Raw genomic sequence first — 21,854 nt, forward strand, 5'->3', positions numbered from 1 at the left:
GCTTCGCACTCAAGCGGGAGCAAGCTCCCTCGCCACAAGGGCCAAATTTCAACCGTCAGATAGCAGCAACATCCTTCGACGTTTTCAGAACGCTCATCGGCTTGTCAGCCCTCTGCGCCAACGCCACACACCTCAACGCCAGAATCATCGTCGGATCAACCAGCGCCACCCTGTGCCCATTGATATCGAACGCCTCGCAATGTTCCAGCACCAGCGGCAACTCCGTACACCCCAGGATCAACACCCCCGCCCCCAGCTCGCACAAATGCTCGGCCGCCAGCAACAGTTGTTCCTTGCAGAGCCCCTGTGTGAAGCCGGCCTTGATACCCCGCGGTCCGTAGATGGCGTCCATGACCATCGCCTGGTAATCGACACCTGGCGTGAGCACCTGGAGTCCGGCATGGCGCGCCGCCTGGTGATAGACCTGGCTCTGCACCGTACCGGAAGTCGCCAGCAGGCCAATCGCCTTGCCCGAACCATAGGTGCGCGCGATCCACTCCACCGTCTCGCTCAGCATGTTCACGATGGGCACCCTCAGGTGCGCCTGGATCCGCTCGACGAAGGCATGGGCGGTGTTGCAGGGAATCGCGATGGCGTTGGCGCCGGCACTTTCGAGACGTTTGCACGTGGCGTACATCGCCATCGTCGGGTCGGTTTCATCGCGTAGCAGGTTGGCCGTCCGATCCGGTATCTGCGGGTTTTGCTCGACCACCATCTTGATGTGGTCCTGGTCCTTTCCCGCCTGGGTATTGGCCACCACCTTGGCCATGAAGTCCACCGTGGCGGCAGGCCCGACGCCGCCCACGATGCCCAGCTTGAACGGTGGGCGCCTGGGCTGCTGGTCCAGCGTCGCGAAGTCGGCGTAGATTTCATTGATGTCCAGCACGGTGATCCCGCGACGCTGCAAATCGGCACAGACCAGGGACAGCTCGGTCATGCCGGGCAGGATCACCGTCGCACCCTGGGCCTGCAACGACAGGCACGCCTGGTAGACCGCTTCAAGCGGCACGCCTTCGAGGTGGCCATCCTTGATGCCGTTGAGACCGTACATCGCCTCCATCAACCCCGCTTGAGCGTCTGCGTCGGGGTAAACAATCTGGAAGTCTTTGCCGAAATGTCGCTCGAACAATCCGCAATGGCGCACGAAGTCGGAGGCGATCACCCCCAACGTCGTCTGGGGCGGCACCGTGTGGCTGACGTGCCGGGTCAAGGCGGCCATCATGTCCAGCACGGGAATGCCCAACTCCTCCTCGATTTCAGCGCGAAAGGTATGGCTGGCGAAGCACGGGAGCATCACCGCATCGAAGCCACTGTCCTCGAACGACTTGCACACCTGGAACACATAGAACTTGCGCGACGTCATACTCGCGCCCTGGTCCAGCGGCAGCAGCACGTCCTTGAAGGGGTGCTGCTCGAACAGGAAATGGTAGCGCCCCTGGTCCTCGAGCACCGCCCGGGACTTGACCAACTTGTAGAACAGATCGCCCCCGGCCAAAGACCCAAGCCCGCCGACGATGCCCAACTTGCGAACCACAGAGGCCTTGTGGCTCGACTTCACTTTAGCCTTCATGAACGTCTCCTCAAGCCACCGGCACCGGCTCGGATCGCGACCGAACCGGAGCATGTGCGCCCTCGTCCTCGTCGGCTTCTTCGTGGGGTTCGGACTTGGCGACCACCGCCGTCGCAATGCTGTTACCCACCACGTTGGTGGCGGTGCGGGCCATGTCGAGGAACTGGTCGATGCCGATGATCAACAGCAGCCCCGCCTCGGGAAGATTGAACATCGGCAACGTGGCCGCGACCACGACCACCGAAGCCCGCGCGACACCGGCCATGCCCTTGCTGGTGATCATCAGCGTCAGAAGAATCAGCATCTGTTGCGTGAAACTCAAATCAATGTTGTAGGCCTGGGCGATGAACAGGATGGCGAACGCCTGGTACATCATCGAGCCGTCGAGGTTGAACGAATAACCCAGAGGCAACACGAAGCTGGACACGCGTTTTGGCGCGCCAAACTTCTCCAGCGCCTCGATGGTTTTCGGGTAGGCGGATTCGCTGCTGGCGGTGGAAAAGGCCAGGAGAATCGGTTCGCGAATGAGCTTGCCGAGGTGAAAAACCGAGCGACCAAGGAACAGGTAACCGGCACCGAACAGCAACGCCCAGAGAATCAGGATCCCCAGGTAGAACTCAGCGATCAGCTTGCCGTAATCCACCAGCAGGCCAAGCCCCTGGGTGGTAATCGCCGAGGCAATGGCGGCAAACACCCCAATCGGCGCGAACGCCATCACGTAGTCGGTGATCTTGAACATCACCTTCGCCAGCTCTTCGATGGAATCGGTGATCCGGGTGTAACCCGCCCGTTTCACGCCGGCCAGTGCGAAGCCGAAGAACAGCGAAAACACCACGATCTGCAGGATCTCGTTGTTGGCCATCGCTTCGGCAATGCTGCGCGGAAACACATGGCCGATGAACGCCTTGAGACTGAAGTCACCGGTGTTGACCGGCACGGCCGCCGTTGCGTGCTGGGCCACGTCCATGTTCAACCCGGCACCGGGTTGAAACAGGTTGACCAGGCCCATCCCGATCAGCAGCGAGACAACCGAGGCGGTGACAAACCAAGCCATCGCCCGAGCCCCAATCCTGCCAACGGAACGGGAGTTGCCCATGCTGGCGATACCGCCCACCAATGTCGCGAAGACCAGGGGCGCGATGATCATCTTGATCATGCGCAGGAAAATGTCAGTGACCATCGAGAAGTAACTGGCGATCTCTTTGGCACTTTGCTCGCTCCCTGCGAAATGGTGACACGCCCAACCAACAAGTACGCCCAGGGCAATGCCCATTGCAATTCGACGTGGGAGCTTATTCTTCTTCACGGTGCTGTCCTCAAGTAGTTCTTGGAGTTTTTTTACTTGGCAGGGATCAAGGAGGTGTACCCGATGCTCTTGATGGCATGGGCACTACGGTAAAGATTCTAAGGAGCCGATCCGGGGAGATGATGAGTAATCCTGCTAACCCCATGCGCTTTTGGAATAGTTAGCGAAAGGCCGCGCTGGACCGGGGGATTGCGCAGTAAAATCGAGCGCTCACAACGGGGATTCCGATATGCAACTCAAATGGCTGGATGATCTTCTGGCGATTGGCGAATGGAAAAATTTCTCCCGCGCCGCCGAGGTGCGTTGCGTGACGCAATCGGCCTTGTCCCGGCGCATCCGCTCACTTGAGGAATGGGTGGGCGTCAAACTGGTGGACCGGGGCACCTACCCCGTCCAACTCACACCCGCGGGAGTCACCTTCTGCGATGAAAGCCGAGAGGCCCTCGCCGGATTACTGAGGTTGCGCTCGACGCTGCGCGACGTGGAACGAATGCCGGGACGCTCGATCCAGATCACCGCCGGCCACAGCCTGTCGATGACCTTCCTGCCCAAGTGGCTCTCGCAGTTCCAGCAACACAACGAACAGTTCAACGCCCGAGTGGTGGCCGCCAACATCCATGACGCCGTCATTGCATTGGAAGAAGGCAGTTGCGACTTGATGATGGTCTACCACCATCCGCTTGCGCCCATCCTGCTGGACCCCGAGCGTTTTGGCAGCCTGGTGCTCGGCCACGATGCGTTCATCCCCCTGTGCGCGCCCAACCGCAAGGGCGAACCGCTGTTCCGCCTGCCCGGCCGCGCCGGCAAACCGGTGCCTTACCTGGCCTACACAGCAACGACGTTCCTGGGGCGCGTCGCGGACATCGTCATCAACAACGGCCCTGAACCGATCGCCCTGGAACGCTGCTATGAAGCGGACATGGCGATGCTACTGATGCGCATGGCCATCGAGGGCTACGGCGTGGCCTGGTTGCCGCAGAGTGCGGTGGCTGACGAGTTGGAGCGTGGGCTGTTGGTGCGGGCCGGTGGCGAGCAATGGAGCACGCGCCTGGAGATTCGCTCGTACTGTGCGATTGCCAATCGCAACCCAACGATGCGTAAGCTGTGGAAGACCTTGGAAGGCGCTTCGCTGCAGCGGCCGGGCAGCGCACCCTCTACACCCGCGGAAGCGAACTGATCAACGCTACTCAAGTACTGCTCACAAGCTTTACTGTGGGAGCGAGCCTGCTCGCGATGACGGCATCACATCCAACATCCTCACCAACTGACCCACCGCTATCGCGAACAGGCTCCCACGCAGGGATTTATGGTGAACGCAATATCTGTGAACACCCCGGAAAAACTGTGGGAGCGAGCCTGCTCGCGATGACGGCATCACATCCAACATCTTCACCAACTGACACACCGCTATCGCGAGCAGGCTCCCACGCAGGGATTTATGGTGAACGCAATATCTGTGAACACCCCGGAAAAACTGTGGGAGCGAGCTTGCTCGCGATGACGGCATCACATCCAACGCCTCCATCAACTGCCCCACCGCTATCGCGAGCAGGCTCGCTCCCACGGGATTGCAGACTGCAAAGGGTGATGAGCAAGACAGTGCAGGCGACCCCGTGTGAAGTCGCCCACTACCCTTACGACGCCAACACCTGCGCCTGCAATCGCCGCCCAATCACATCCAGCAAATCACACCCATCGCGCAGGGGGATCGCTAGCACTTGGGCAAAATCATGGAGTATCACGGCGTCCGTACTGATGTCGGAACGCATGGCGAGGTTTTCCAGTAACTGAGTAACAGCGGCGATGCGGTAAGCGGCGGTGTCGTGCAGCACGTCCAGCGGCGCTTCTGTGTCGATCAGGAGCGCGTGGAAATTGTTTTCGATACCGGTGATAGGCATGTAACGGGACATGAGGGGTTACTCCTGCGGGGATGGGAGGTCAGTGCCGGGTTGAAGATAGGGATGCCACTGATGAAGGACCGAATCCGGGGTCGGAATTCGTAGATCGAGCAGGAGGTTGTAATTGATGTAATGGAGGACAGATTGGATGAGGTTGAGATGATGCGTGCCTTGCGGACACGGTTTTAAAGCAATAGCAGTACCTTTTTTCATTGGGCGATCTCAGGATTAATTGAAAAAAATCCCAGGCATTAGGGCTTCCACACCCTGCCGCTGAATTTGCAGCGACGGAGAAAACTTAGCGCACGGGGTGATGCGGTGGATAGTCAGCGGGGAGCGACGCGTCTTGAGGGAAATTTCCGACGAGAGTGTCCGGCGATGGATTGGGCAGCGCAGCTATGAGCACAAGGAAAAATCTCGAAACGAATGCGCCCAACGCCTTTCGTCCAGACCGCAACATAGGCCACGCCTGCGGGATGGGCTATAATCCGCCCACTAGCGCGATTTGAGGTCCAGCCCATGGGCAATGTCAGCCTTGAAACCAAAAAGGCCTATGCCGCCAGGACGCGTAGATCCAACTACGCGGCCAGCCTCCGTCTGGAAGGTTTCAAAACGACCTTCGCCGACAGCGAACGCAAAATGCCAACGCGTGAAGAGGTCTTGAAGGCCTTTACCCAGACCAGAACTAATGCCTGACAAATATGGAGTCGGCGAGGACGCTTATTGCTATCCCGGCTCCACGGTCCTGCGCAACAAACTCGATATCCGTGACGAACCGACCCTAAGCGAAGCCGAACAACAACTCTCGGCCATCGCAGCGGACAACGTCGAGTTCAGCCCTCCTCCCTATAGCCTGGCCTACCTTCAAAACATTCATCGAATCCTCTTTTCAGACCTGTTCGAATGGGCCGGGGAACTGCGCACCGTTGGCATGTCCAAACAAGCCACCCGCTTCTGCCAACCTGAGTACATGGAGAAGGAAGCCAATAAAATCTTCGCCAAGATGGCCGCGGCAAACTGGTTCGAGGGCATGGAGCGGGCTGAGCTGATCGTCGCTGTGGCAGAGGCCTATTCCGACATCAACGTCGTACACCCCTTCCGCGAAGGCAATGGCCGTGCGCAACGCATCCTGTTTGAACACCTCATCATGAATGCCGGGTTTGAAATCAGTTGGTGGGGGATTGAGAAGGACGAGTGGATCTACGCCAATATCGCGGCTTATAACGGCGTCATGGAGCCTATGGAGCAAGTTTTTGAGAAGTGTATCGGGCTGGCGATTCAAGCTTGACCGCACAACGTTATCCCCTCGCTCACCGCCTTACGGTTTATTTCGCTAAGTGATACAGTCGCCGTCAATTAACGTCTGCTAAAGCCACCGAAATGTACAGGACGAAATCATTCCCATCTAACAAGGAAGGTCGAGACTTTGTGGTGGGCGACATTCATGGGCATTTCAAATTTCTAACAATGGCCTTAGACAAACTAGACTTCAACACCGAGCTGGATCGTATTTTTTCCGTGGGGGACCTCATCGACCGCGGCCCCGACTCCATGGACGTATTGAACTGGCTTGAGAAGCCATGGTTCCATGCAGTGCGTGGCAATCACGAACAGATGCTTATTGACTGTATCTCCGGGCATGGGGATATCCCCCGACATATCCGAAATGGTGGAGCCTGGCTGTACGAGTTACAACCCACCATCCAGCATGAACTCTCAAAATCCTTGCAAGCACTTCCATTGATCATTGAAATCGACTTATTAAACGATCAAACAATTGGAATAGTCCATGCCGAAGCCCCCGTCATCCAAAGTAACGATGGCTGGCAGGAAGCCAAAGATGCAATCACAGGAAAAACTGGAGAGCAACATCAGCGGCAAGCCTTGAAGACAGCGCTGTATGCCAGAGAAAAAATCGAGCAAAACGACCACACGCCCATCAAAGGAATAGACCGACTCTATGTTGGACATTCAACAGTGCCCAGTATTATGCGCTTGGGTAATGTCGTATATATCGACACCGGCTGCTCATTTTCCGATGGCGCATTAAGCCTGGTTGATATCCAAACCGAATCCATCATTAGTATGAGCATGAGCGAGTGAGACAAGGCATCGCTCTGCTTAGTTTTTTTCGAGGCAAAATCGCCATCAGATGATAGTGGCCGAGGCTACCAGGGCGCGTAGCAGGCGATTCCGTTTGAGAAAACCAAAGACTCTAGCGCCCTAGCGACTCTGCAATCGATCCTCGCTCATAATTTAGGGAAGTTTCCTACACACCAATTTCTTGCTGAATTTTTGTCAGGAAGCCTATAGTTCCGGCGTCCCCCCACAGCAGGGACTCGGGTTTATGGCAGGCATATTGATACAAAAGATCTAAGTGTTTGCGGAATGAGTCAGCCTCCGCACAAAAAATAGTGGTCGTCGTCGGCCAATGAATTGACTACTTGATTTTGTACGACTAATTTCGTACAACTGACACGGAGTGACGTCGGCGCATGGGTTTCAAAGCGGCAAAGTCGGCCCTGATCAAGGCACTTAAGAATGGGGACTTCCAGCATGAAGCGCGGGGCAGCATCACCGTCAAAAACCTCTTGGCGACCGGTCAGGTAACCCCCCAAGAGGTGATCAGCATCGTCGCACGATGCGACGGTTCCCACCACTCGTGCTCTGAGCACCATCAGGTAAAAGGTGTGGATGTTCACCTGATCAAATACAGCGGTTGGTACGTAAAATTCTACGTAATCGCACCAGATGTATGGTTTATCAGCGTTCATCAATGAGTTAATGACTATGAAGTTTTATCAAGAGGGCGATAAGAGTCGAGCGATTTGCAGTCACTGCGAAGGCTTGGTGCAGACGACATTTACCCGCAGAAACGTACCATTCGACGATGGTCTCGGTGAGGCAAAGGGTGTTTTGGTTTCAGTGTGTGACGTATGTGATCAGGTCGTAGGGATACCAGCGCAGTCCACTCCGGCAATCAAAGCGGCTAGAGAAGCTGCTGTCGTGTCTATCGAAACGAGGCTCCCTGCTTCGTATCTTGATCGATTGGATCAGGCTATGCACGTAATCACCACTGCCGCTGCGACTAAACATCGAAAAATGTTCTTAAGCCTCTATATCGATTTTCTAGCTAGGGAACAGCGAGCTGGAGAAGGGACAATTTTCACTTGGCGCCAAGCCGCATGCACTGCTGTCGACGAGAAAACTCATCTCGATCATTTATTCAACGTCTGCCCTCACAAAGAAGAAAGCAAAAGATTGTCATTGAAGCTGAACGCACATATCGCCTCTGAGCTGGACGATCTCCAGACCCAGTCTCAGTTAAGTCGGACGGACTTTATAAAACACATGATCTGTCAGATGCAAAATGATGTAGTAACCAGCCCAAAAGAGAAGCTTGTACAGGAGTTAACTTTATTTGCGAGAGCCGCTGTATAAACACCGCATACGAATCAACTTTTTGGCTATCTGGACATTACTGCCAGATCAAAACGACAGGTCCCTCAACACCACCCCTCTATCCCTGATAAACTGCGGCTCTCTGCCTCGTTGATTCAGATCCTCCCAATGCTCCTACAAACTGCTTCACTGTCCCACCGCTTCAGCGTCGCCCCGATGATGGACTGGACCGACGCCCACTGTCGCTTCTTCCTACGCATCCTATCCAAGCACGCCCTGCTCTACACCGAAATGGTCACCACCGGCGCGCTACTCAACGGCGACCACGAACGCTTCCTGCGCCACCACGAGTCCGAACACCCGCTAGCCCTGCAACTCGGCGGCAGCGTCCCGGCCGACCTGGCCGCCTGCGCCCGTATGGCCCAGGAGCACGGTTACGACGAGGTGAACCTCAACGTCGGCTGCCCCAGCGATCGGGTGCAGAACAATATGATCGGCGCCTGCCTGATGGGGCATCCGGGTTTGGTGGCTGACTGTGTGAAGGCCATGCGCGATGCGGTGTCGATTCCGGTGACGGTCAAGCATCGCATCGGGATCAATGGGCGGGACAGTTACGAGCAGTTGTGTGAGTTTGTCGGGACGGTGCGTGAGGCCGGTTGCACGAGTTTTACCGTGCATGCGCGGATTGCGATTCTGGAGGGGTTGTCGCCGAAGGAAAATCGCGACATCCCGCCGCTGCGTTATGACGTGGCTGCGCGGTTGAAGGCGGATTTTCCAGAGTTGGAGATTGTGCTCAACGGCGGGATCAAGACGCTGGAGGCGTGCCACGAGCATTTGCAGACCTTCGACGGCGTGATGCTGGGGCGCGAGGCTTATCACAACCCGTATCTGCTGGCCGAAGTCGATCAGCAGCTGTTCGGCAGCACCGCGCCGATCATCACCCGAGCCGAGGCTTTGGCGCAGTTGCGGCCTTATATCGCCGATCACCTGGCCGCTGGCGGGGCGATGCATCACATCACCCGTCACGTGTTGGGGCTGGGCACCGGGTTCCCGGGGGCGCGGCGGTTTCGGCAGTTGTTGTCGGTGGATATTCACAAAACCAAAGATCCATTGGCGTTGCTGGATCAGGCGGGGCAATTGCTGGAAGGGCGTTAACCGTCACTTGCTTTGAACCTGCGCGCTGTTTTGGCATCGTATCTACCGATACCGCCCCGGCCTTTCAAACAGCCGTTTTCAGGTTGTTGCCGCTGGGGCCCGTCGATACCCCTTCACGCCCTTGAGTGGCTGCCAGCCCTCGGGTAATGTCAACGGACCCATAGGACAGAGCACGCTCATGACTTCCAAGCTGGAACAACTCAAACAGTTCACCACCGTCGTGGCCGACACCGGCGACTTCGAGGCCATCGCCCGCGTCAAACCCGTGGACGCTACCACCAACCCTTCCCTGTTGCTCAAGGCCTCGGCCATTCAAGGTTATGCCGAGCAGCTGAACGCCTGTGTGGCGGACTGCAAGGGCGATGTGGGCCTGGCCAGCGACCGTTTTGCCGTGGCGGTCGGGCAAGAAATTCTGAAAGTGATCCCAGGGCGTATTTCCACTGAAGTGGACGCGCGCCTGTCGTTCGACACCGAGGCCATGCTCAAGCGTGCGCATCGCCTGATCGATCTGTACGAAAAGGCCGGCATTGGCCGCGAGCGCGTGCTGATCAAGATCGCTTCCACCTGGGAAGGCATTCGCGCCGCCGAGCAGTTGGAGCGTGAAGGCATCCAGTGCAACCTGACCCTGCTGTTCTCCTTCGCCCAGGCTGCGGCCTGCGCCGATGCCGGGGTGTTCCTGATTTCGCCGTTCGTGGGCCGTATCTACGACTGGTACAAGAAAGCCAATGGCAACGACTACACCGGCGCGGATGATCCGGGCGTGCAGTCGGTGACGCGCATCTACAACTACTACAAGGCCAATGACTACAAGACCGTGGTCATGGGCGCGAGCTTCCGCAACCTCAACCAGATCGAGCAACTGGCCGGCTGCGACCGCCTGACCGTCAGCCCGGACCTGCTGGAAAAACTGGCCGCCGACGAAGGCAAGCTGGAGCGCAAGCTGGCGCCAGGGCAAGCCGGGGAAGCGCGCTTGATCCTCAATGAAGCGCAGTTCCGCTGGCTGTCCAACGAGGACGCCATGGCGACCGAGAAACTGGCCGAAGGTATTCGTCAGTTTGCCCGGGACCAGGAGAAGCTGGAGGCGTTGCTGCAAGCCAAGCTTTGAGCTGATTCACAAGGCATGCAAAAAGGGCGAACCTTGGTGGGTTCGCCCTTTTTTTGTGGCTTTGGCCTGAGGGATGTGGCGGATCGATAGACGCTATCGCGAGCAAGCTCGCTCCCACAGGTGATGCATTCCAAGGTGGGAGCGAGCTTGCTCCGGGCGGCGTTCCGACGATGAGGCCGGTCAGCCTAAGCAAAAGCCAGGGGTCAAGGCCCCTCTAGCGCATTCACCAGGTCATGGAAGGCTTCACGATTGGAGTCGTTGAGCCCCATCAGGATCTTGTGGGCTTCGAGCACCTTGATCCGCACTTCTTCTTCGGACTGGTCCTGGTCAGGCAGGTCGTCCAGGCATTCCGGGCACGGCACAGGGTCGCCCACGATGTTGAACACCTGGTCGAAGCCCATCGATTGCAGCAGACGGGTGATGTCGTTATGGGTGGTGACGACCGTCGGCAGCAGGCCGACCTTTTGCCGCGACAGGATCGACAGCTTGGCCAGCAGGCCCAACGTGGTGCTGTCGATGCTGCGGGTTTCGGTCAGGTCGATCACGATGGCGCTGAAGTTCAGCGCGGTGAAGATCCGCTCAATAGTCGCATCCAGCGCCGAACACAGGGTCAGGCGCACTTCACCGACAAACTTCAGGACAAAGGTGCCGTCCTGCTCGGCGAACTGGATTCTACCGGTACTCATCAAAGGTTCCTGCTCAACACTAATAGGGCGATATCATCCGGCATCTCCCCGAGCGTGGCTAATCCAAACACTTGACGCAAGCCTTCCAGGCTGCCGCCCGCTGCACTCACCCGTTCAGGCAAGGCCGCTTCTTTCTCTTTGAGTGTAGGTTCTGTCAAAAGGTCCAAAATGCCATCAGACATCAGCGTCAGGCTGAATGTCGGCGGCAATTCCAGTACGTGGTCTTCGTAGGTGGCCTCGTTGAACAGGCCCACCGGTAAACCACGCCCTTCCAGGTAACGAACGCTGTCTGGCGTATACAACACAGGCAAAGGCAGGTGACCGCCGATGCTATAGGTCAACAAACCAGTCTCCTCGTCGATGACTCCACCGACCATTGTGACGTGTTTGCCCAGCTTACAACTGATCAGGCCTCGGTTGATATGCCCAAGGACTTCCGAGGGCTTGAACTCTGGCAGCGTGCCGTTGCGCTTGGATTCGAACAACAGGCGCGTGGTCATGAATTTCAACAGCACCGTCACGAATGCCGAAGAAGCACCATGGCCGGAAACGTCCGCCAGGTAGAACGCCACGCGTCGTTCATCGACCCGGAAATAATCCACGAAATCGCCCGACAGGTACAACGACGGGATGATCTGGTGGGCAAAACGGAAATCGTCGACGGCCCAGGGGCTGACCGGCAGCATGTTCATCTGCACCTGGCGCCCGGCGTTCTGGTCTTCCTGCAACAGGTTCAGGCTGGCTTCCAGCTCGCGGTTGGCGGTTTCCAGCTTCTCGCGGTAACGCTGGTTCTCCAATAACAGCCGCGAACGGTCCAAGGCCCGGCGCACCGAATGCTCGAGCACCGCAAGGTCTTCAAGAGGCTTGATCAGGTAATCCGCCGCGCCCAGGCGCAATGCCTCGACCGCGTCGTTCATCACGCCCGCGCCCGAAACCACGATCACCGGGGTCTGCGAGGAAAGCTCGGTGACCTGGCGAATGAGTTCGAGTCCGCCCATCTGCGGCATGCGCAGGTCGCAGATGACCAGGTCGGGCTTGTCTTGCTCGAATACCTGAAGACCCTGTTGGCCATTGCTGGCCTGCAGGACGCTGAAACCACTGTCTTCCAAGTAGGCTGCGAGACTGGCTCGCACCACTTCGTCATCATCGATTATCAGCAGCGTGGCACTGGTTTTTGGCATGTGGGCAAACGGCGCCAGAATTAGGTTGGCGTAGCGGGCTGGGCGGTCTGGCCTGGCACGCACTACTGGATTCGCTTTCTAGCCTCTCTGTCGTACCGGTTTCAGGCCTTTGCCCTACACGCAACTACATCAGAGGTGCCCTTCTAAGGCGCAGACGGTACTCCCATCCGCGGGGCGTTTCAAGCTCAGGCAGATAGCCGCTTGCCGTCTTTATTTGTCAAAGCACAGAGAGTTATAAGAACCGAGCGAAGCGTAACTCAATGGAAGGATCAAACCCGCTCAAAGCCGACGCCAAAGCACAGAAGGCGGCCTTTTGGGCCGCCTTCATGGTTTTACAGGTCGAAATTAAAAATCGTCTTCGACCTGGCCATCCTTGACCTTGAATTCGCGGTTTTGCAGGTAGGCGTTGCGGATGAAGACATACTTGTCGCCGCTCACCATCTTCTCGGCCGACAACAGGCTGGCGCGGGTGTCGACGACGTTCAGGCCTCGAATAGAGTTACGCACCGAGACGTTATCGATATAACGATACGGGGCGGTGTAGTCATCGACCAGCTTGGCCGGCGCGTCACGCAGGGTGCTTGGCCCCAGCAGCGGCAACATCACATACGGCCCACTGCCCAGGCCCCAGTAGCCCAGGGTCTGGCCAAAATCTTCATCGCTGCGCTGCAGGCCCATCTGGGTGCCCACATCGAAGAAGCCCAGCAGGCCGAAGGTGGTGTTGAAGATCAACCGGGCGGTGTCGACCCCGGCAGCGGCCGGCTTGGCCTGCAGCACGTTGTTGGCCAGGTTGCCGACGTCACCGATGTTGCGGAACATGTTGTGGATGCCGTCTTCGAGGAACTGCGGCGTCACGTATTGATAACCCTGGGCCAGTGGCTTGAGCGCATAGGTATCAACGGTGTCGTTGAAGGTGAAGATTGGACGGTTGATGCTTTCCCAAGGATCTTCTTCCGTGGCGGCCTGGGTGGCGAACGGAACCAGCAGCACGCTGGCAGACAAACATAGCTGAGCTAGACGATGGCTCCAGCGCATAGGGGAAAACTCCTTGGATTGTTCAGGCAAGGGCGCCGAGCCCAGGCGGTAAGCTGGCTAGTATAAGACGGAACGCGTGGATAGGCAGCACCGAAAAAACAAGCGGGCCGTAGGACGTTTCCGCGACCGCTGCCCTTCATTTCACTGTCACCGGACTGTCATCGAGGCCCTTTAGGCTGCTGGTTATTTCAAGGACGTTCCCATGCCCCGCCCCGAAGCCCTGCCCCTCCCCGCCGCCAGCCTGACCGCCGTCCTGTTTGGCCTGAGCGGATGCCTGGTGGATTTCGGCGCGCGCATCCGTCAGCCAGGGGCAGCGCCGGATGAGCATGCCCAGCCAACACCGGGCGCCCTTGAGAGCTTGCACCACTTGCAGCACCAGGAAATCCCCTGCGCCTGGCTCGACGAATTGCCACCTGCCGTCAGCCATGCTCTGGCGGCTTCATTGCCGACATGGATCAAACCGCCGCAACTTCCAGCAACAAATAATCCTTGGCCGGCGCCGCATGCCTGTTGGCAGGCCCTGATGGCGCTCAATGTCCAGCAACTGGACGGTTGCGTGTTGGTCAGTGGCGAACCCAGGTTGTTGCAGTCGGGGCTCAACGCCGGTTTGTGGACCATCGGCCTGGCGTCCTGCGGCTCGCTGTGCGGCTTGGCGCCTGGCGAATGGCAGGCGCTGAGCCAACAGGAACGGGAAACCAAGCGCGCCAAGGCCACCGTGCAATTGTTCGGCCTGGGAGTGCATTCGGTGATCGACCACCTGGGCGAACTCGACACTTGCCTGGCGGACATCAGCCTGCGCCGACTCAAAGGCGAGAAGCCATGACCGGGATCATGCAGGGAGCGTGAGTGTGGATTACTCTTAAGGCAAGCCACGGACTTTTGACCCAGCGTCGCGGTCCATGGCTGTGCCTATCAATAAAGGGAGTACGCCAATGCCTGCCCGCGAACTGCAAGAACAGCTCAACAAACTGCGCGAGCAATTGGAACAGAATCCACCACTTTCCGAAGTCGAGCGCGAAGACCTGCACGTGCTGATGCAAAAGATCGAACTTGAGCTTGAGTTGGAAACCAAAGCACCGGACAACAACCTCGCCGACAATGTGAACCTGGCGGTTGAACGCTTCGAGGTGGAACACCCCACCCTTGCCGGGACCTTGCGCAACATCGTGCAAGCCTTGGGCAATATGGGGATCTGAACCCTTTAAATGCAAAAAGCCCTGCTATCGATAGCGGGGCTTTTTAGTTTCACGACCTGCAATGCAATCCCTGTGGGAGCGAGCTTGCTCGCGATAGCGGTGTGTCAGCTGACATCAATGTCGAATGTACCGGACTCATCGCGAGCAAGCTCGCTCCCACAAGAGCTCACTTTCACAAGGAGCGTTTATTGGCGGACCAGGCGATGGTTCGGCAGTTGGACGTCTTCGGTGCTGCGATACGGGTTGATGTCCAGCCCGCCACGCCGCACATACCGCGCGTACACCGTCAGTTTCTCCGGCTTGAGCAAGCGCTGCAGGTCGAGAAAGATCCGCTCCACGCATTGCTCATGGAAATCCGAATGCTGGCGGAAGCTGACGATGTAGGCCAGCAGGCTGGCGGGGTCCAGGGCCGCACCGCGATATTCCACCGCCACGCTGCCCCAGTCTGGCTGGCTGGTCACCGGGCAGTTGGACTTGAGCAGGTGGCTGTGCAGGCTTTGTTCGACAATGCGCGAAGCATCGCAACGCAGCAGTTCCGGGCGCGGGTGCGCGTAGGAGTCGACGCTGATGTCCAAATCGTCGATGCACGAACCGGGCAACGCCACGATGCCTTCATGCTCCACGTCCTTGAGGCTGCGGATCCGCACGCCCACTGCTTTGCCGGCAGCCGCTGACAAGTCCTGGCGCAGGGTCGCTTCCAGGCTCGCGGTATCGGCGAACGGGGTCTGGTTCAAGGAATTGAGGTACAGCTTGAAGGATTTGGATTCGATGATATTCGGCGAATCCGCCGGGATCGCGAATTCACCGATGGCCACCACCGGCTTGCCGGACGGCAGCAGCCACGACAGCTCGAAGCAGTTCCAGAAATCCACGCCTTTGTACGGCAGGGTCTCGGCCGTCAGGCCCAGTTCCGCCCATTTCGCCGTGCGCGGGATCGGGAACAGCAGTGACGGCGTGTACGTGGCGATGTATTCGCTGGATTTGCCCAGCGGCGAATGTTCGGCTGCGGGATGCATGACGGAAACCTGACTGAAGAATCAGCCGATTCTATCAGCCTTTGCCGCAGCCTTTGAGTGCTTACTGACTGACTGTCAGGTTGCCCTTCATCCCGGCCTGGTAATGACCGGGGACATTGCAGGCAAATTCCAGCCGGGTAGCCTTGCCAAACGCCCAGGTCAGCTCGGCGGACTTGCCCGGCTCAACCAGCACGCTGTTAGCGTCGTCGTGGCGCATCATGCCGTCTTTGCCACCGTGCCCCATCGAGGCCGGATTCATCGAAGCATGGTCCATTCCCGGCTTCATCCCGGTCGGCGTCAACATGCCGCTCTGTTGCATCTTAAGCATTTCCTGCTGGTGCTGGGCATGCATCGCGGCGTTACCAAGGTTGAATTCGTGCAACAACTGGCCTTTATTGATCAGTACGAACCGCACCGTCTCGCCCGCCTTGATATCCAGCGTACCGGGATTGAACGACATGTCGCCCATCACCACCTCGATGGTGCGACTGGCCTTGGCCGCCGGTGCGGGCTGGCCGAAATCAAAGTGCGCACCGGGTGATGCCCACAACGAGGTACTCAATACCCACGCAGAGGCGGCCAGGATCAGACGGTTTACCATCAACATGTTCATACTCCGACAAGGTAAGGTTCAACTTGCCCAAGACTCTAGATCGGTGCGGCTGCCAATTGACTGACAGTTGCATTACAACTCTGTCAGGTTGTGCCACGGCCCCGGCCGCCGCGGTATAACGCCCACGTTCAAATCATGCCCTGAGCTGCCCATGAAACTGCTGATCGTCGAAGACCAAACCAAAACCGGCCAATACCTGCGCCAAGGCCTGAGTGAAGCCGGGTTCAATGCCGACCTGGTGGCCGATGGCATCACCGGCCAGCAACTGGCCTTGAGCGGTGAATACGCCTTGCTGATCCTCGACGTGATGTTGCCCGGCCGCGATGGCTGGCAGATCCTGCAAGCGGTCCGCGGGGCCGGGTTGGATACACCGGTGCTGTTTCTCACCGCGCGGGATGCGGTACAGGATCGGGTCCACGGCCTGGAACTGGGCGCCGATGATTACCTGGTCAAGCCCTTTGCCTTTTCCGAGTTGCTGGCGCGGGTGCGCAGCCTGTTGCGACGAGGCAGTTCGACGCAACAGGAAACCAGCCTGCAGCTGGCCGACTTGCGCCTGGACCTGATCCGCCGCCGCGTCGAACGCAGCGGCCGGCGCATCGACCTCACCGCCAAGGAATTCGCCTTGCTGGAAATGCTCCTGCGCCGCCAGGGCGAAGTGCTGCCCAAATCACTGATCGCGTCCCAGGTCTGGGACATGAATTTCGACAGCGACACCAACGTCATCGAAGTCGCGATACGACGCCTGCGAATCAAGATTGACGACGACTTCCCCAGCAAACTGATCCATACCGTGCGGGGCATGGGCTATGTGCTTGAAGAGCGCGCCCTGTGAGGGGCCGGTGGTCGCTGAGTAGTCGTCTGGCGCTGCTGTTCGCCGCCTGCACCGCCGTGGTGTCATTGTTCGCCGGGGTGTTGTTCAGCCGTGGCAGCGAGGCGCACTTCATCGAGCTGGACCAGCAACTGCTCGAAGGCAAGCTGATCGGCCTGCGCCGGGCTCTGCAAGACCTCGACGCTGAGCAGACCCAGGCGCGCCTGGAAGATGAACTGAGCCGCCAGGCCGACCTGGCGCTGCGCATCAAAGGCAGCGATGGTGTGCGCTGGTACGACAGCTCGATCCGGATTCCGGCTCAATTGCCGGAGCGTCCCGGCCTGTCGACCCTCAGCGATGCCGACAACGATTACCGGGTGTTGAACGCCCCGCTGTATCCCGACCGAGCCAATTCGCCGCAACTGACCCTGCTGTTGGACATCACCCACCACCAGCACTTCCTGCAACGCATGCAGCGCCTGATCTGGCTGACCGTCGGCCTCTCGGCCCTGGCCACCGCCCTGCTGGGTGCCTGGGCCGCCCGGCGGGCCTTGCGCCCCTTGCGGCGCATGGGCGCCATTGCCGGCAGTGTCTCGGCCCGCTCCCTCAACGCCCGACTGCCCGAAGAGCAAATGCCCGCCGAACTGGCGGAATTGGCCCACAGCATCAACGCCATGCTCGGACGCCTCGACGATGCGTTTCAGCGGCTCTCAGCGTTCTCTGCCGACATCGCCCATGAATTGCGCACACCGCTGTCGAACCTGCTGACCCACACCCAGGTCACCCTCACCCGCGAACGGCCCCTGGAGGATTACCGCGAGGCGTTGCACAGCAACCTCGAAGAACTGCAATGGATGGCGCAACTGGTCAACGACATGCTGTACCTGGCCAAGGCCGACCACGGCCTGCTGGCGCTCAATCGCGAACCGCTGCAATTGGCCAAAGAGGTGGACGTGCTGCTGGACTTCTTCGCGCCCCTGGCCGAAGACGCCAACGTCCGCTTGAGCCGCGTGGGCGAGAGCCGCATCGAGGGTGACCGCAACATGTTGCGCCGGGCGCTCTCCAACCTGCTGGACAATGCGCTGCGCTTCACCCCCGCTGACGGCGAAGTGCGGGTGCACATTGTCGATGAGGCTCAAGGGGTGAACATCAGCGTGGAGAACAGTGGCGAGGGGGTTGCAGCGGACTTGTTGCCGCGCCTGTTCGACCGCTTCTACCGCGCCGACCCGGCCCGCCAGGAGGGCAGCAGCGAACACGCGGGGCTCGGACTGGCCATCACCCGCTCGATCATCCGCGCCCATGGCGGGCAGATCCGTTGCGAGTCGGCCGATGGTTGGACGCGGTTCCTGATCGAATTGCCGAAGAGGGATTAAGTCCGACGCCCCCCCTGTGGCGAAGGAACATATCTGTGGGAGCAAGGCTTGCCCGCGATGCAGACACCTTGTTTCCCCCCGCAGACCGCGTCGCCTGCATCGCGGGCAAGCCTTGCTCCCACAGCGGAGTCTTAAGCAAGCCCTTCTGCCACAGAGGTCTGTGTCGTATCAGGAATACCGCAACGCCTGCGCCGGTTCGATCTTCGCCGCACGCCACGCCGGGTACACGGTGGCGAGGAAGCTCAGGATGAACCCGGCCGAGCAGATCAGCACCACGTCGCCACGCTGCAGCTCCGACGGCAGGTTGCTGACGAAGTACACGTCGGAACTGAAGATGTGCTGGCCGCTGACCCGCTCCAGCCAGCCCACCAGCGCACTGACGTTCAGCGCCGCGATCACCCCCAGCACGCCGCCAATCAGCGTGCCGACAACGCCGATCACCGTGCCCTGGACCATGAAGATCGCCATGATCTGCCGCGGTGTGGCGCCGATGGTGCGCAGGATCGCGATGTCCGCGCCTTTGTCGTTCACTACCATGATCAGGGTGGCGATGATGTTGAACGCCGCCACCGCGACGATCATCAGCAACAGCAAGCCGATCATGGTTTTTTCCATTTTCATGGCACTGAACAGGCTGCCCTGGGTGTGGGTCCAGTCGTCGGCCTTGTAGGCCGCGCCCAGGCCGGTGGCGATGTCACCGGAGACCTTCGGCGCCGCGTACAAATCCTTCACTGCCAGGCGCACGCTTTGTACCTGGTTTGGCTGCCAATGCTGCATCTGTGCGGCATCGGCCAGGTGGATCAGCGCCATGGAGCCGTCCAGCTCCGCGCCCACCTTGAACACACCCACCACATTCAGCCGCTGCATCCGTGGAGTGATGCCACCGGGAGCCGTGCTGACTTCCGGCACGATCAGGGTGATTTTGTCGCCGACGTTCAAGCGAAAACGCCGGGCGGTAATTTCGCCAATCACCACGCCAAACTCGCCCGGCTTCAAGGCATCGAGACGCCCCTGGACGATATGCTGGGCGACGATGGACACCTTGCCCTCCTGGGCCGGGTCGACGCCGCTGATCTGGATCGGTTGCATCGAGCCCTTATGGCTCAGCATCCCTTCCATCTCGGTAAACGGCACGGCAGCGATGACTTCAGGATTTTTCAGCGCCGCGGCGGCCACCGGCTGCCAATCGTCGATCGGATTGACGCCGACGATAGTGGCGTGGGGCACCATGCCGAGGATGCGCGAGCTCATTTCGCGCTGGAAGCCGTTCATCACCGACAACACCACGATCATCGCCAGCACACCCAGGGCGAGGCCGATCATCGAGGTCATGGAGATGAACGAAACAAAGCGATTGCGGCGCTTGGCGCGGGTATAGCGCGTGCCGATAAAGATCGATAACGGTCTGAACATTCGCGGGGCACCGTATAAAAATAAAAGACCCGGCACTTGCAGCAAGTACCGGATTTCGGTCGGTCAGATGGGCGTCAGGCAACCTTCCTGCAAGTGCAGGACGCGGTCCATCTGCCGGGCCAGGTTCATGTCGTGGGTCACCACCAGGAACGCGGTGCGCATCGACGTGCTGAGCTCCAGCATCAAGTCCTGGATGCCTTGGGCGGTGTGGGAGTCGAGGTTGCCGGTCGGCTCGTCGAGCATCACCAGGCCAGGCTTGTTGACCAGGGCCCGGGCAATCGCCACGCGCTGGCGCTCACCACCGGACAGCTCGGCCGGCTTGTGCTCCAGGCGATGCCCCAGCCCTACCCGCTCCAGCAACGCCGTGGCGCGCTGACGGGCCTCAGGAATCGCCGTGCGACCGATCAACAGCGGCATGCAGACGTTTTCCAGCGCGGTGAACTCGGGCAGCAAATGGTGGAACTGGTAGACGAAGCCCAGGGAACGGTTGCGCAGCAGGCCACGGGCCTTCTCGTTCAGCGCCGAAAGCTCTTCGCCGGCCAGCCAGACACTGCCGGCGGTTGGCGTATCCAGGCCGCCCAGCAGGTTGAGCAAGGTACTTTTGCCCGACCCGGAGGTGCCGACAATCGCCACGCGCTCGCCAGGATGCAACTCCAGTTGCAGGCCCGACAACACCACCACCGACTCCGGGCCTTCCTCATAGGATTTGCCCAGGTTGCGGCAGCTCAAGATTGCTTTTTCACTCATGCCCGACTCACTCATAACGTAACGCCTCCGCAGGCTGGGTGCGCGCGGCACGCCAGGCAGGATACAGGGTGGCGAGGAAACTCAGGACCAACGCGGCGCCGCAGACCATCAACACGTCATCGGCCTGCAATTGCGATGGCAGGTAGTCGATGAAGTACACGTCGGCGTTGAGAAACTTGTGCCCGATCAGGCCTTCCAGGCCGGCAATCGCGGCGCTGACATTCAGCGCGGCGAACATCCCGACCAGGGCGCCGACGAACGTACCGATCACACCGATGACCGTGCCCTGGACCATGAAGATCCGCATGATCTGCCCCGGCGTGGCGCCGAGGGTACGCAGGATGGCGATGTCGCCCTTCTTGTCGTTCACCACCATCACCAGGGTGGAGATGATGTTGAACGCCGCCACGGCAACGATCAGCAACAGCAGCAGGCCGATCATGGCTTTTTCCATGCGGATCGCCTGGTACAGGTTGCCGTGGGTACGGGTCCAGTCCCGGGCGTAGTAGCGGTCTTCGCCGAGCTGCTGGGCGATGGTCCATGCAACGCGCGGTGCCTGGAACAGATCATCGAACTTCAACCGCAGGCCCTGGACCTGATCCGGCTTCCAGCGATGCAGGCGCGCCAGGTCCTGAAGGTTGGTGACGCCCAGGTAACCGTCCAGCTCGCCGGCGCCGACATGGAAAATGCCGACCACGGTAAAGCGTTTCATGCGCGGGAACATGCCGCCCGGGGTCACGGTGACTTCCGGGGCGACGAAGGTCAGCTTGTCGCCAATGGCGACGCCGAGCTTGGCTGCGGCCTTGTCGCCGATGACGATGCCGAAACTGCCTGGCGCCAGGTCGTCGAGTTTGCCCTGCTGCATGAAGTTGTCGATGATCGAGACCTGCCGCTCGAGCCCGGGGTCGATGCCATTGAGCAACACCTTGGACACCTTGCCGTCGTTTGTCAGCAGCCCCTGCATCTGGGTGAACGGCGCCACGGCCAGCACCTGCGGGTTCTGCTTGACCTTGGCGGCCAGGCTCGGCCAATCGCTGATGGCTTCGCCGGATTCGAGGGTCGCGTGGGGCACCATGCCCAGCACGCGGGTGCGCATCTCATGGTCGAAGCCGTTCATCACCGAGAGCACGACGATCATCACGACCACGCCAAGGGCCAGCCCGATGATAGAGGTCAGGGAAATGAACGATACGAAATGATTGCGACGCTTTGCACGGGTATAACGCGTGCCGATAAATACGAAGAGAGGTCTGAACATGTCGGGGCTTGTTCGGAGGGAAAAGGAACGTCCTTGTGGCGGGGGTCACAAACCAGCTTTACACTCAGACCACCGCCGCTACCATGGGTTCG

Annotated in this window: 23 protein-coding genes; 12 read left to right on the forward strand and 11 right to left on the reverse strand. The window is 59.3% G+C overall.

From position 1 onward, the window contains the following. Positions 1–55: 55 nt before the first annotated feature. Positions 56–1,570, reverse strand: coding sequence for an amino acid racemase (locus Q7F16_RS22280; protein ID WP_409556753.1), 1,515 nt, complete (start codon positions 1,568–1,570; stop codon positions 56–58). Positions 1,571–1,580: 10 nt separating this feature from the next. Beyond that, the gene (locus Q7F16_RS22285; RefSeq protein ID WP_046064733.1) at positions 1,581–2,876 is read right to left on the reverse strand and encodes a dicarboxylate/amino acid:cation symporter; all 1,296 of its coding nucleotides are present in this window, start codon (positions 2,874–2,876) and stop codon (positions 1,581–1,583) included. A 229-nt stretch (positions 2,877–3,105) separates the two neighbouring features. Between Q7F16_RS22285 and Q7F16_RS22290 the strand changes: the two genes are divergently transcribed. Then, entirely contained in the window at positions 3,106–4,053 is a 948-nt protein-coding gene (locus Q7F16_RS22290; RefSeq protein ID WP_186652493.1) for a LysR substrate-binding domain-containing protein, read from the forward strand. Between the two features lie 457 nt (positions 4,054–4,510). On the opposite strand, the gene Q7F16_RS22295 is transcribed toward Q7F16_RS22290, so the two are convergent. Further along, positions 4,511–4,786 (reverse strand): hypothetical protein, encoded by a 276-nt coding sequence (locus Q7F16_RS22295; RefSeq protein ID WP_013692639.1) that lies wholly within the window; start codon positions 4,784–4,786, stop codon positions 4,511–4,513. 507 nt (positions 4,787–5,293) lie between these two features. Here Q7F16_RS22295 and Q7F16_RS22300 point away from each other — a divergent pair. The 7 genes from Q7F16_RS22300 (at position 5,294) to tal (ending at position 10,436) form a co-directional block, all read left to right on the forward strand. Further along, positions 5,294–5,470: a YhfG family protein gene (locus Q7F16_RS22300; protein ID WP_139381141.1), complete on the forward strand. Its 177-nt coding sequence runs from the start codon at positions 5,294–5,296 to the stop codon at positions 5,468–5,470. Continuing rightward, positions 5,463–6,062, forward strand: coding sequence for a putative adenosine monophosphate-protein transferase Fic (locus Q7F16_RS22305; protein ID WP_409556752.1), 600 nt, complete (start codon positions 5,463–5,465; stop codon positions 6,060–6,062). Before Q7F16_RS22300 ends, Q7F16_RS22305 begins: the two co-directional genes overlap by 8 nt. A 143-nt stretch (positions 6,063–6,205) precedes the next feature. Continuing rightward, entirely contained in the window at positions 6,206–6,877 is a 672-nt protein-coding gene (locus Q7F16_RS22310; protein ID WP_230494500.1) for a metallophosphoesterase, read from the forward strand. 392 nt (positions 6,878–7,269) lie between these two features. After that, positions 7,270–7,554, forward strand: coding sequence for a hypothetical protein (locus tag Q7F16_RS22315; RefSeq protein WP_013692635.1), 285 nt, complete (start codon positions 7,270–7,272; stop codon positions 7,552–7,554). Between the two features lie 10 nt (positions 7,555–7,564). Next, entirely contained in the window at positions 7,565–8,215 is a 651-nt protein-coding gene (locus Q7F16_RS22320; protein ID WP_013692634.1) for a hypothetical protein, read from the forward strand. Between the two features lie 129 nt (positions 8,216–8,344). After that, entirely contained in the window at positions 8,345–9,331 is a 987-nt protein-coding gene (gene dusA, locus Q7F16_RS22325; RefSeq protein WP_409556751.1) for a tRNA dihydrouridine(20/20a) synthase DusA, read from the forward strand. A gap of 178 nt (positions 9,332–9,509) precedes the next feature. Continuing rightward, positions 9,510–10,436 (forward strand): transaldolase, encoded by a 927-nt coding sequence (gene tal / locus Q7F16_RS22330; protein ID WP_003199698.1) that lies wholly within the window; start codon positions 9,510–9,512, stop codon positions 10,434–10,436. Positions 10,437–10,639: 203 nt separating this feature from the next. On the opposite strand, the gene rssC is transcribed toward tal, so the two are convergent. From rssC to Q7F16_RS22345, 3 genes are all read right to left on the reverse strand, one after another. Continuing rightward, complete coding sequence (gene rssC, locus Q7F16_RS22335; RefSeq protein WP_014339337.1) at positions 10,640–11,122, reverse strand: anti-sigma factor antagonist RssC; 483 nt, start codon at positions 11,120–11,122, stop codon at positions 10,640–10,642. After that, entirely contained in the window at positions 11,122–12,303 is a 1,182-nt protein-coding gene (gene rssB / locus Q7F16_RS22340; RefSeq protein ID WP_057452379.1) for a two-component system response regulator RssB, read from the reverse strand. Before rssB ends, rssC begins: the two co-directional genes overlap by 1 nt. Before the next feature lie 345 nt (positions 12,304–12,648). Further along, positions 12,649–13,338, reverse strand: a complete 690-nt coding sequence (locus Q7F16_RS22345; RefSeq protein WP_014339339.1) for an MlaA family lipoprotein — start codon at positions 13,336–13,338, stop codon at positions 12,649–12,651. A gap of 202 nt (positions 13,339–13,540) precedes the next feature. Between Q7F16_RS22345 and Q7F16_RS22350 the strand changes: the two genes are divergently transcribed. Next, positions 13,541–14,161: an HAD family phosphatase gene (locus Q7F16_RS22350; protein WP_186650330.1), complete on the forward strand. Its 621-nt coding sequence runs from the start codon at positions 13,541–13,543 to the stop codon at positions 14,159–14,161. 109 nt (positions 14,162–14,270) lie between these two features. After that, positions 14,271–14,534 carry a DUF4404 family protein gene (locus Q7F16_RS22355; RefSeq protein WP_079304357.1) on the forward strand — a complete coding sequence of 88 codons (264 nt, stop codon included), beginning with the start codon at positions 14,271–14,273 and terminating at the stop codon, positions 14,532–14,534. 185 nt (positions 14,535–14,719) lie between these two features. Here the strand turns inward: Q7F16_RS22355 and queF are convergent, their stop codons facing one another. Both queF and copI read right to left on the reverse strand, forming a co-directional pair. Then, positions 14,720–15,550, reverse strand: a complete 831-nt coding sequence (gene queF, locus Q7F16_RS22360; protein WP_046065303.1) for an NADPH-dependent 7-cyano-7-deazaguanine reductase QueF — start codon at positions 15,548–15,550, stop codon at positions 14,720–14,722. 61 nt (positions 15,551–15,611) lie between these two features. Beyond that, positions 15,612–16,157, reverse strand: coding sequence for a copper-resistant cuproprotein CopI (gene copI / locus Q7F16_RS22365; RefSeq protein WP_046065306.1), 546 nt, complete (start codon positions 16,155–16,157; stop codon positions 15,612–15,614). 157 nt (positions 16,158–16,314) lie between these two features. Between copI and Q7F16_RS22370 the strand changes: the two genes are divergently transcribed. Both Q7F16_RS22370 and Q7F16_RS22375 read left to right on the forward strand, forming a co-directional pair. After that, the gene (locus Q7F16_RS22370) at positions 16,315–16,995 is read left to right on the forward strand and encodes a heavy metal response regulator transcription factor (protein ID WP_014339344.1); all 681 of its coding nucleotides are present in this window, start codon (positions 16,315–16,317) and stop codon (positions 16,993–16,995) included. Beyond that, positions 16,992–18,344 carry a heavy metal sensor histidine kinase gene (locus Q7F16_RS22375; protein WP_409556888.1) on the forward strand — a complete coding sequence of 451 codons (1,353 nt, stop codon included), beginning with the start codon at positions 16,992–16,994 and terminating at the stop codon, positions 18,342–18,344. The genes Q7F16_RS22370 and Q7F16_RS22375 overlap by 4 nt, the downstream gene beginning before the upstream one ends. Before the next feature lie 168 nt (positions 18,345–18,512). On the opposite strand, the gene Q7F16_RS22380 is transcribed toward Q7F16_RS22375, so the two are convergent. From Q7F16_RS22380 to Q7F16_RS22390, 3 genes are all read right to left on the reverse strand, one after another. Next, positions 18,513–19,757: a lipoprotein-releasing ABC transporter permease subunit gene (locus Q7F16_RS22380; RefSeq protein ID WP_014339346.1), complete on the reverse strand. Its 1,245-nt coding sequence runs from the start codon at positions 19,755–19,757 to the stop codon at positions 18,513–18,515. 63 nt (positions 19,758–19,820) lie between these two features. Continuing rightward, complete coding sequence (lolD, locus tag Q7F16_RS22385) at positions 19,821–20,504, reverse strand: lipoprotein-releasing ABC transporter ATP-binding protein LolD (RefSeq protein WP_162843734.1); 684 nt, start codon at positions 20,502–20,504, stop codon at positions 19,821–19,823. A gap of 7 nt (positions 20,505–20,511) precedes the next feature. Next, positions 20,512–21,762: a lipoprotein-releasing ABC transporter permease subunit gene (locus tag Q7F16_RS22390; RefSeq protein ID WP_014339347.1), complete on the reverse strand. Its 1,251-nt coding sequence runs from the start codon at positions 21,760–21,762 to the stop codon at positions 20,512–20,514. Positions 21,763–21,854: the final 92 nt, after the last annotated feature.

It is taken from the genome of Pseudomonas sp. Lb2C2, assembly GCF_052112205.1.
Lineage (GTDB): Bacteria > Pseudomonadota > Gammaproteobacteria > Pseudomonadales > Pseudomonadaceae > Aquipseudomonas > Aquipseudomonas kilonensis.

Coding starts and splice junctions, on each gene's coding strand:
- Q7F16_RS22280 (WP_409556753.1), bottom strand. CDS start 1,570: ATGAAGGCTAAAGTGAAGTCGAGCCACAAGGCCTCTGTGGTTCGCAAG.
- Q7F16_RS22290 (WP_186652493.1), top strand. CDS start 3,106: ATGCAACTCAAATGGCTGGATGATCTTCTGGCGATTGGCGAATGGAAA.
- Q7F16_RS22295 (WP_013692639.1), bottom strand. CDS start 4,786: ATGTCCCGTTACATGCCTATCACCGGTATCGAAAACAATTTCCACGCG.
- Q7F16_RS22300 (WP_139381141.1), top strand. CDS start 5,294: ATGGGCAATGTCAGCCTTGAAACCAAAAAGGCCTATGCCGCCAGGACG.
- Q7F16_RS22305 (WP_409556752.1), top strand. CDS start 5,463: ATGCCTGACAAATATGGAGTCGGCGAGGACGCTTATTGCTATCCCGGC.
- Q7F16_RS22315 (WP_013692635.1), top strand. CDS start 7,270: ATGGGTTTCAAAGCGGCAAAGTCGGCCCTGATCAAGGCACTTAAGAAT.
- Q7F16_RS22320 (WP_013692634.1), top strand. CDS start 7,565: ATGAAGTTTTATCAAGAGGGCGATAAGAGTCGAGCGATTTGCAGTCAC.
- dusA (WP_409556751.1), top strand. CDS start 8,345: ATGCTCCTACAAACTGCTTCACTGTCCCACCGCTTCAGCGTCGCCCCG.
- tal (WP_003199698.1), top strand. CDS start 9,510: ATGACTTCCAAGCTGGAACAACTCAAACAGTTCACCACCGTCGTGGCC.
- rssC (WP_014339337.1), bottom strand. CDS start 11,122: ATGAGTACCGGTAGAATCCAGTTCGCCGAGCAGGACGGCACCTTTGTC.
- rssB (WP_057452379.1), bottom strand. CDS start 12,303: ATGCCAAAAACCAGTGCCACGCTGCTGATAATCGATGATGACGAAGTG.
- Q7F16_RS22345 (WP_014339339.1), bottom strand. CDS start 13,338: ATGCGCTGGAGCCATCGTCTAGCTCAGCTATGTTTGTCTGCCAGCGTG.
- Q7F16_RS22350 (WP_186650330.1), top strand. CDS start 13,541: ATGCCCCGCCCCGAAGCCCTGCCCCTCCCCGCCGCCAGCCTGACCGCC.
- Q7F16_RS22355 (WP_079304357.1), top strand. CDS start 14,271: ATGCCTGCCCGCGAACTGCAAGAACAGCTCAACAAACTGCGCGAGCAA.
- queF (WP_046065303.1), bottom strand. CDS start 15,550: ATGCATCCCGCAGCCGAACATTCGCCGCTGGGCAAATCCAGCGAATAC.
- copI (WP_046065306.1), bottom strand. CDS start 16,157: ATGTTGATGGTAAACCGTCTGATCCTGGCCGCCTCTGCGTGGGTATTG.
- Q7F16_RS22370 (WP_014339344.1), top strand. CDS start 16,315: ATGAAACTGCTGATCGTCGAAGACCAAACCAAAACCGGCCAATACCTG.
- Q7F16_RS22380 (WP_014339346.1), bottom strand. CDS start 19,757: ATGTTCAGACCGTTATCGATCTTTATCGGCACGCGCTATACCCGCGCC.
- lolD (WP_162843734.1), bottom strand. CDS start 20,504: ATGAGTGAAAAAGCAATCTTGAGCTGCCGCAACCTGGGCAAATCCTAT.
- Q7F16_RS22390 (WP_014339347.1), bottom strand. CDS start 21,762: ATGTTCAGACCTCTCTTCGTATTTATCGGCACGCGTTATACCCGTGCA.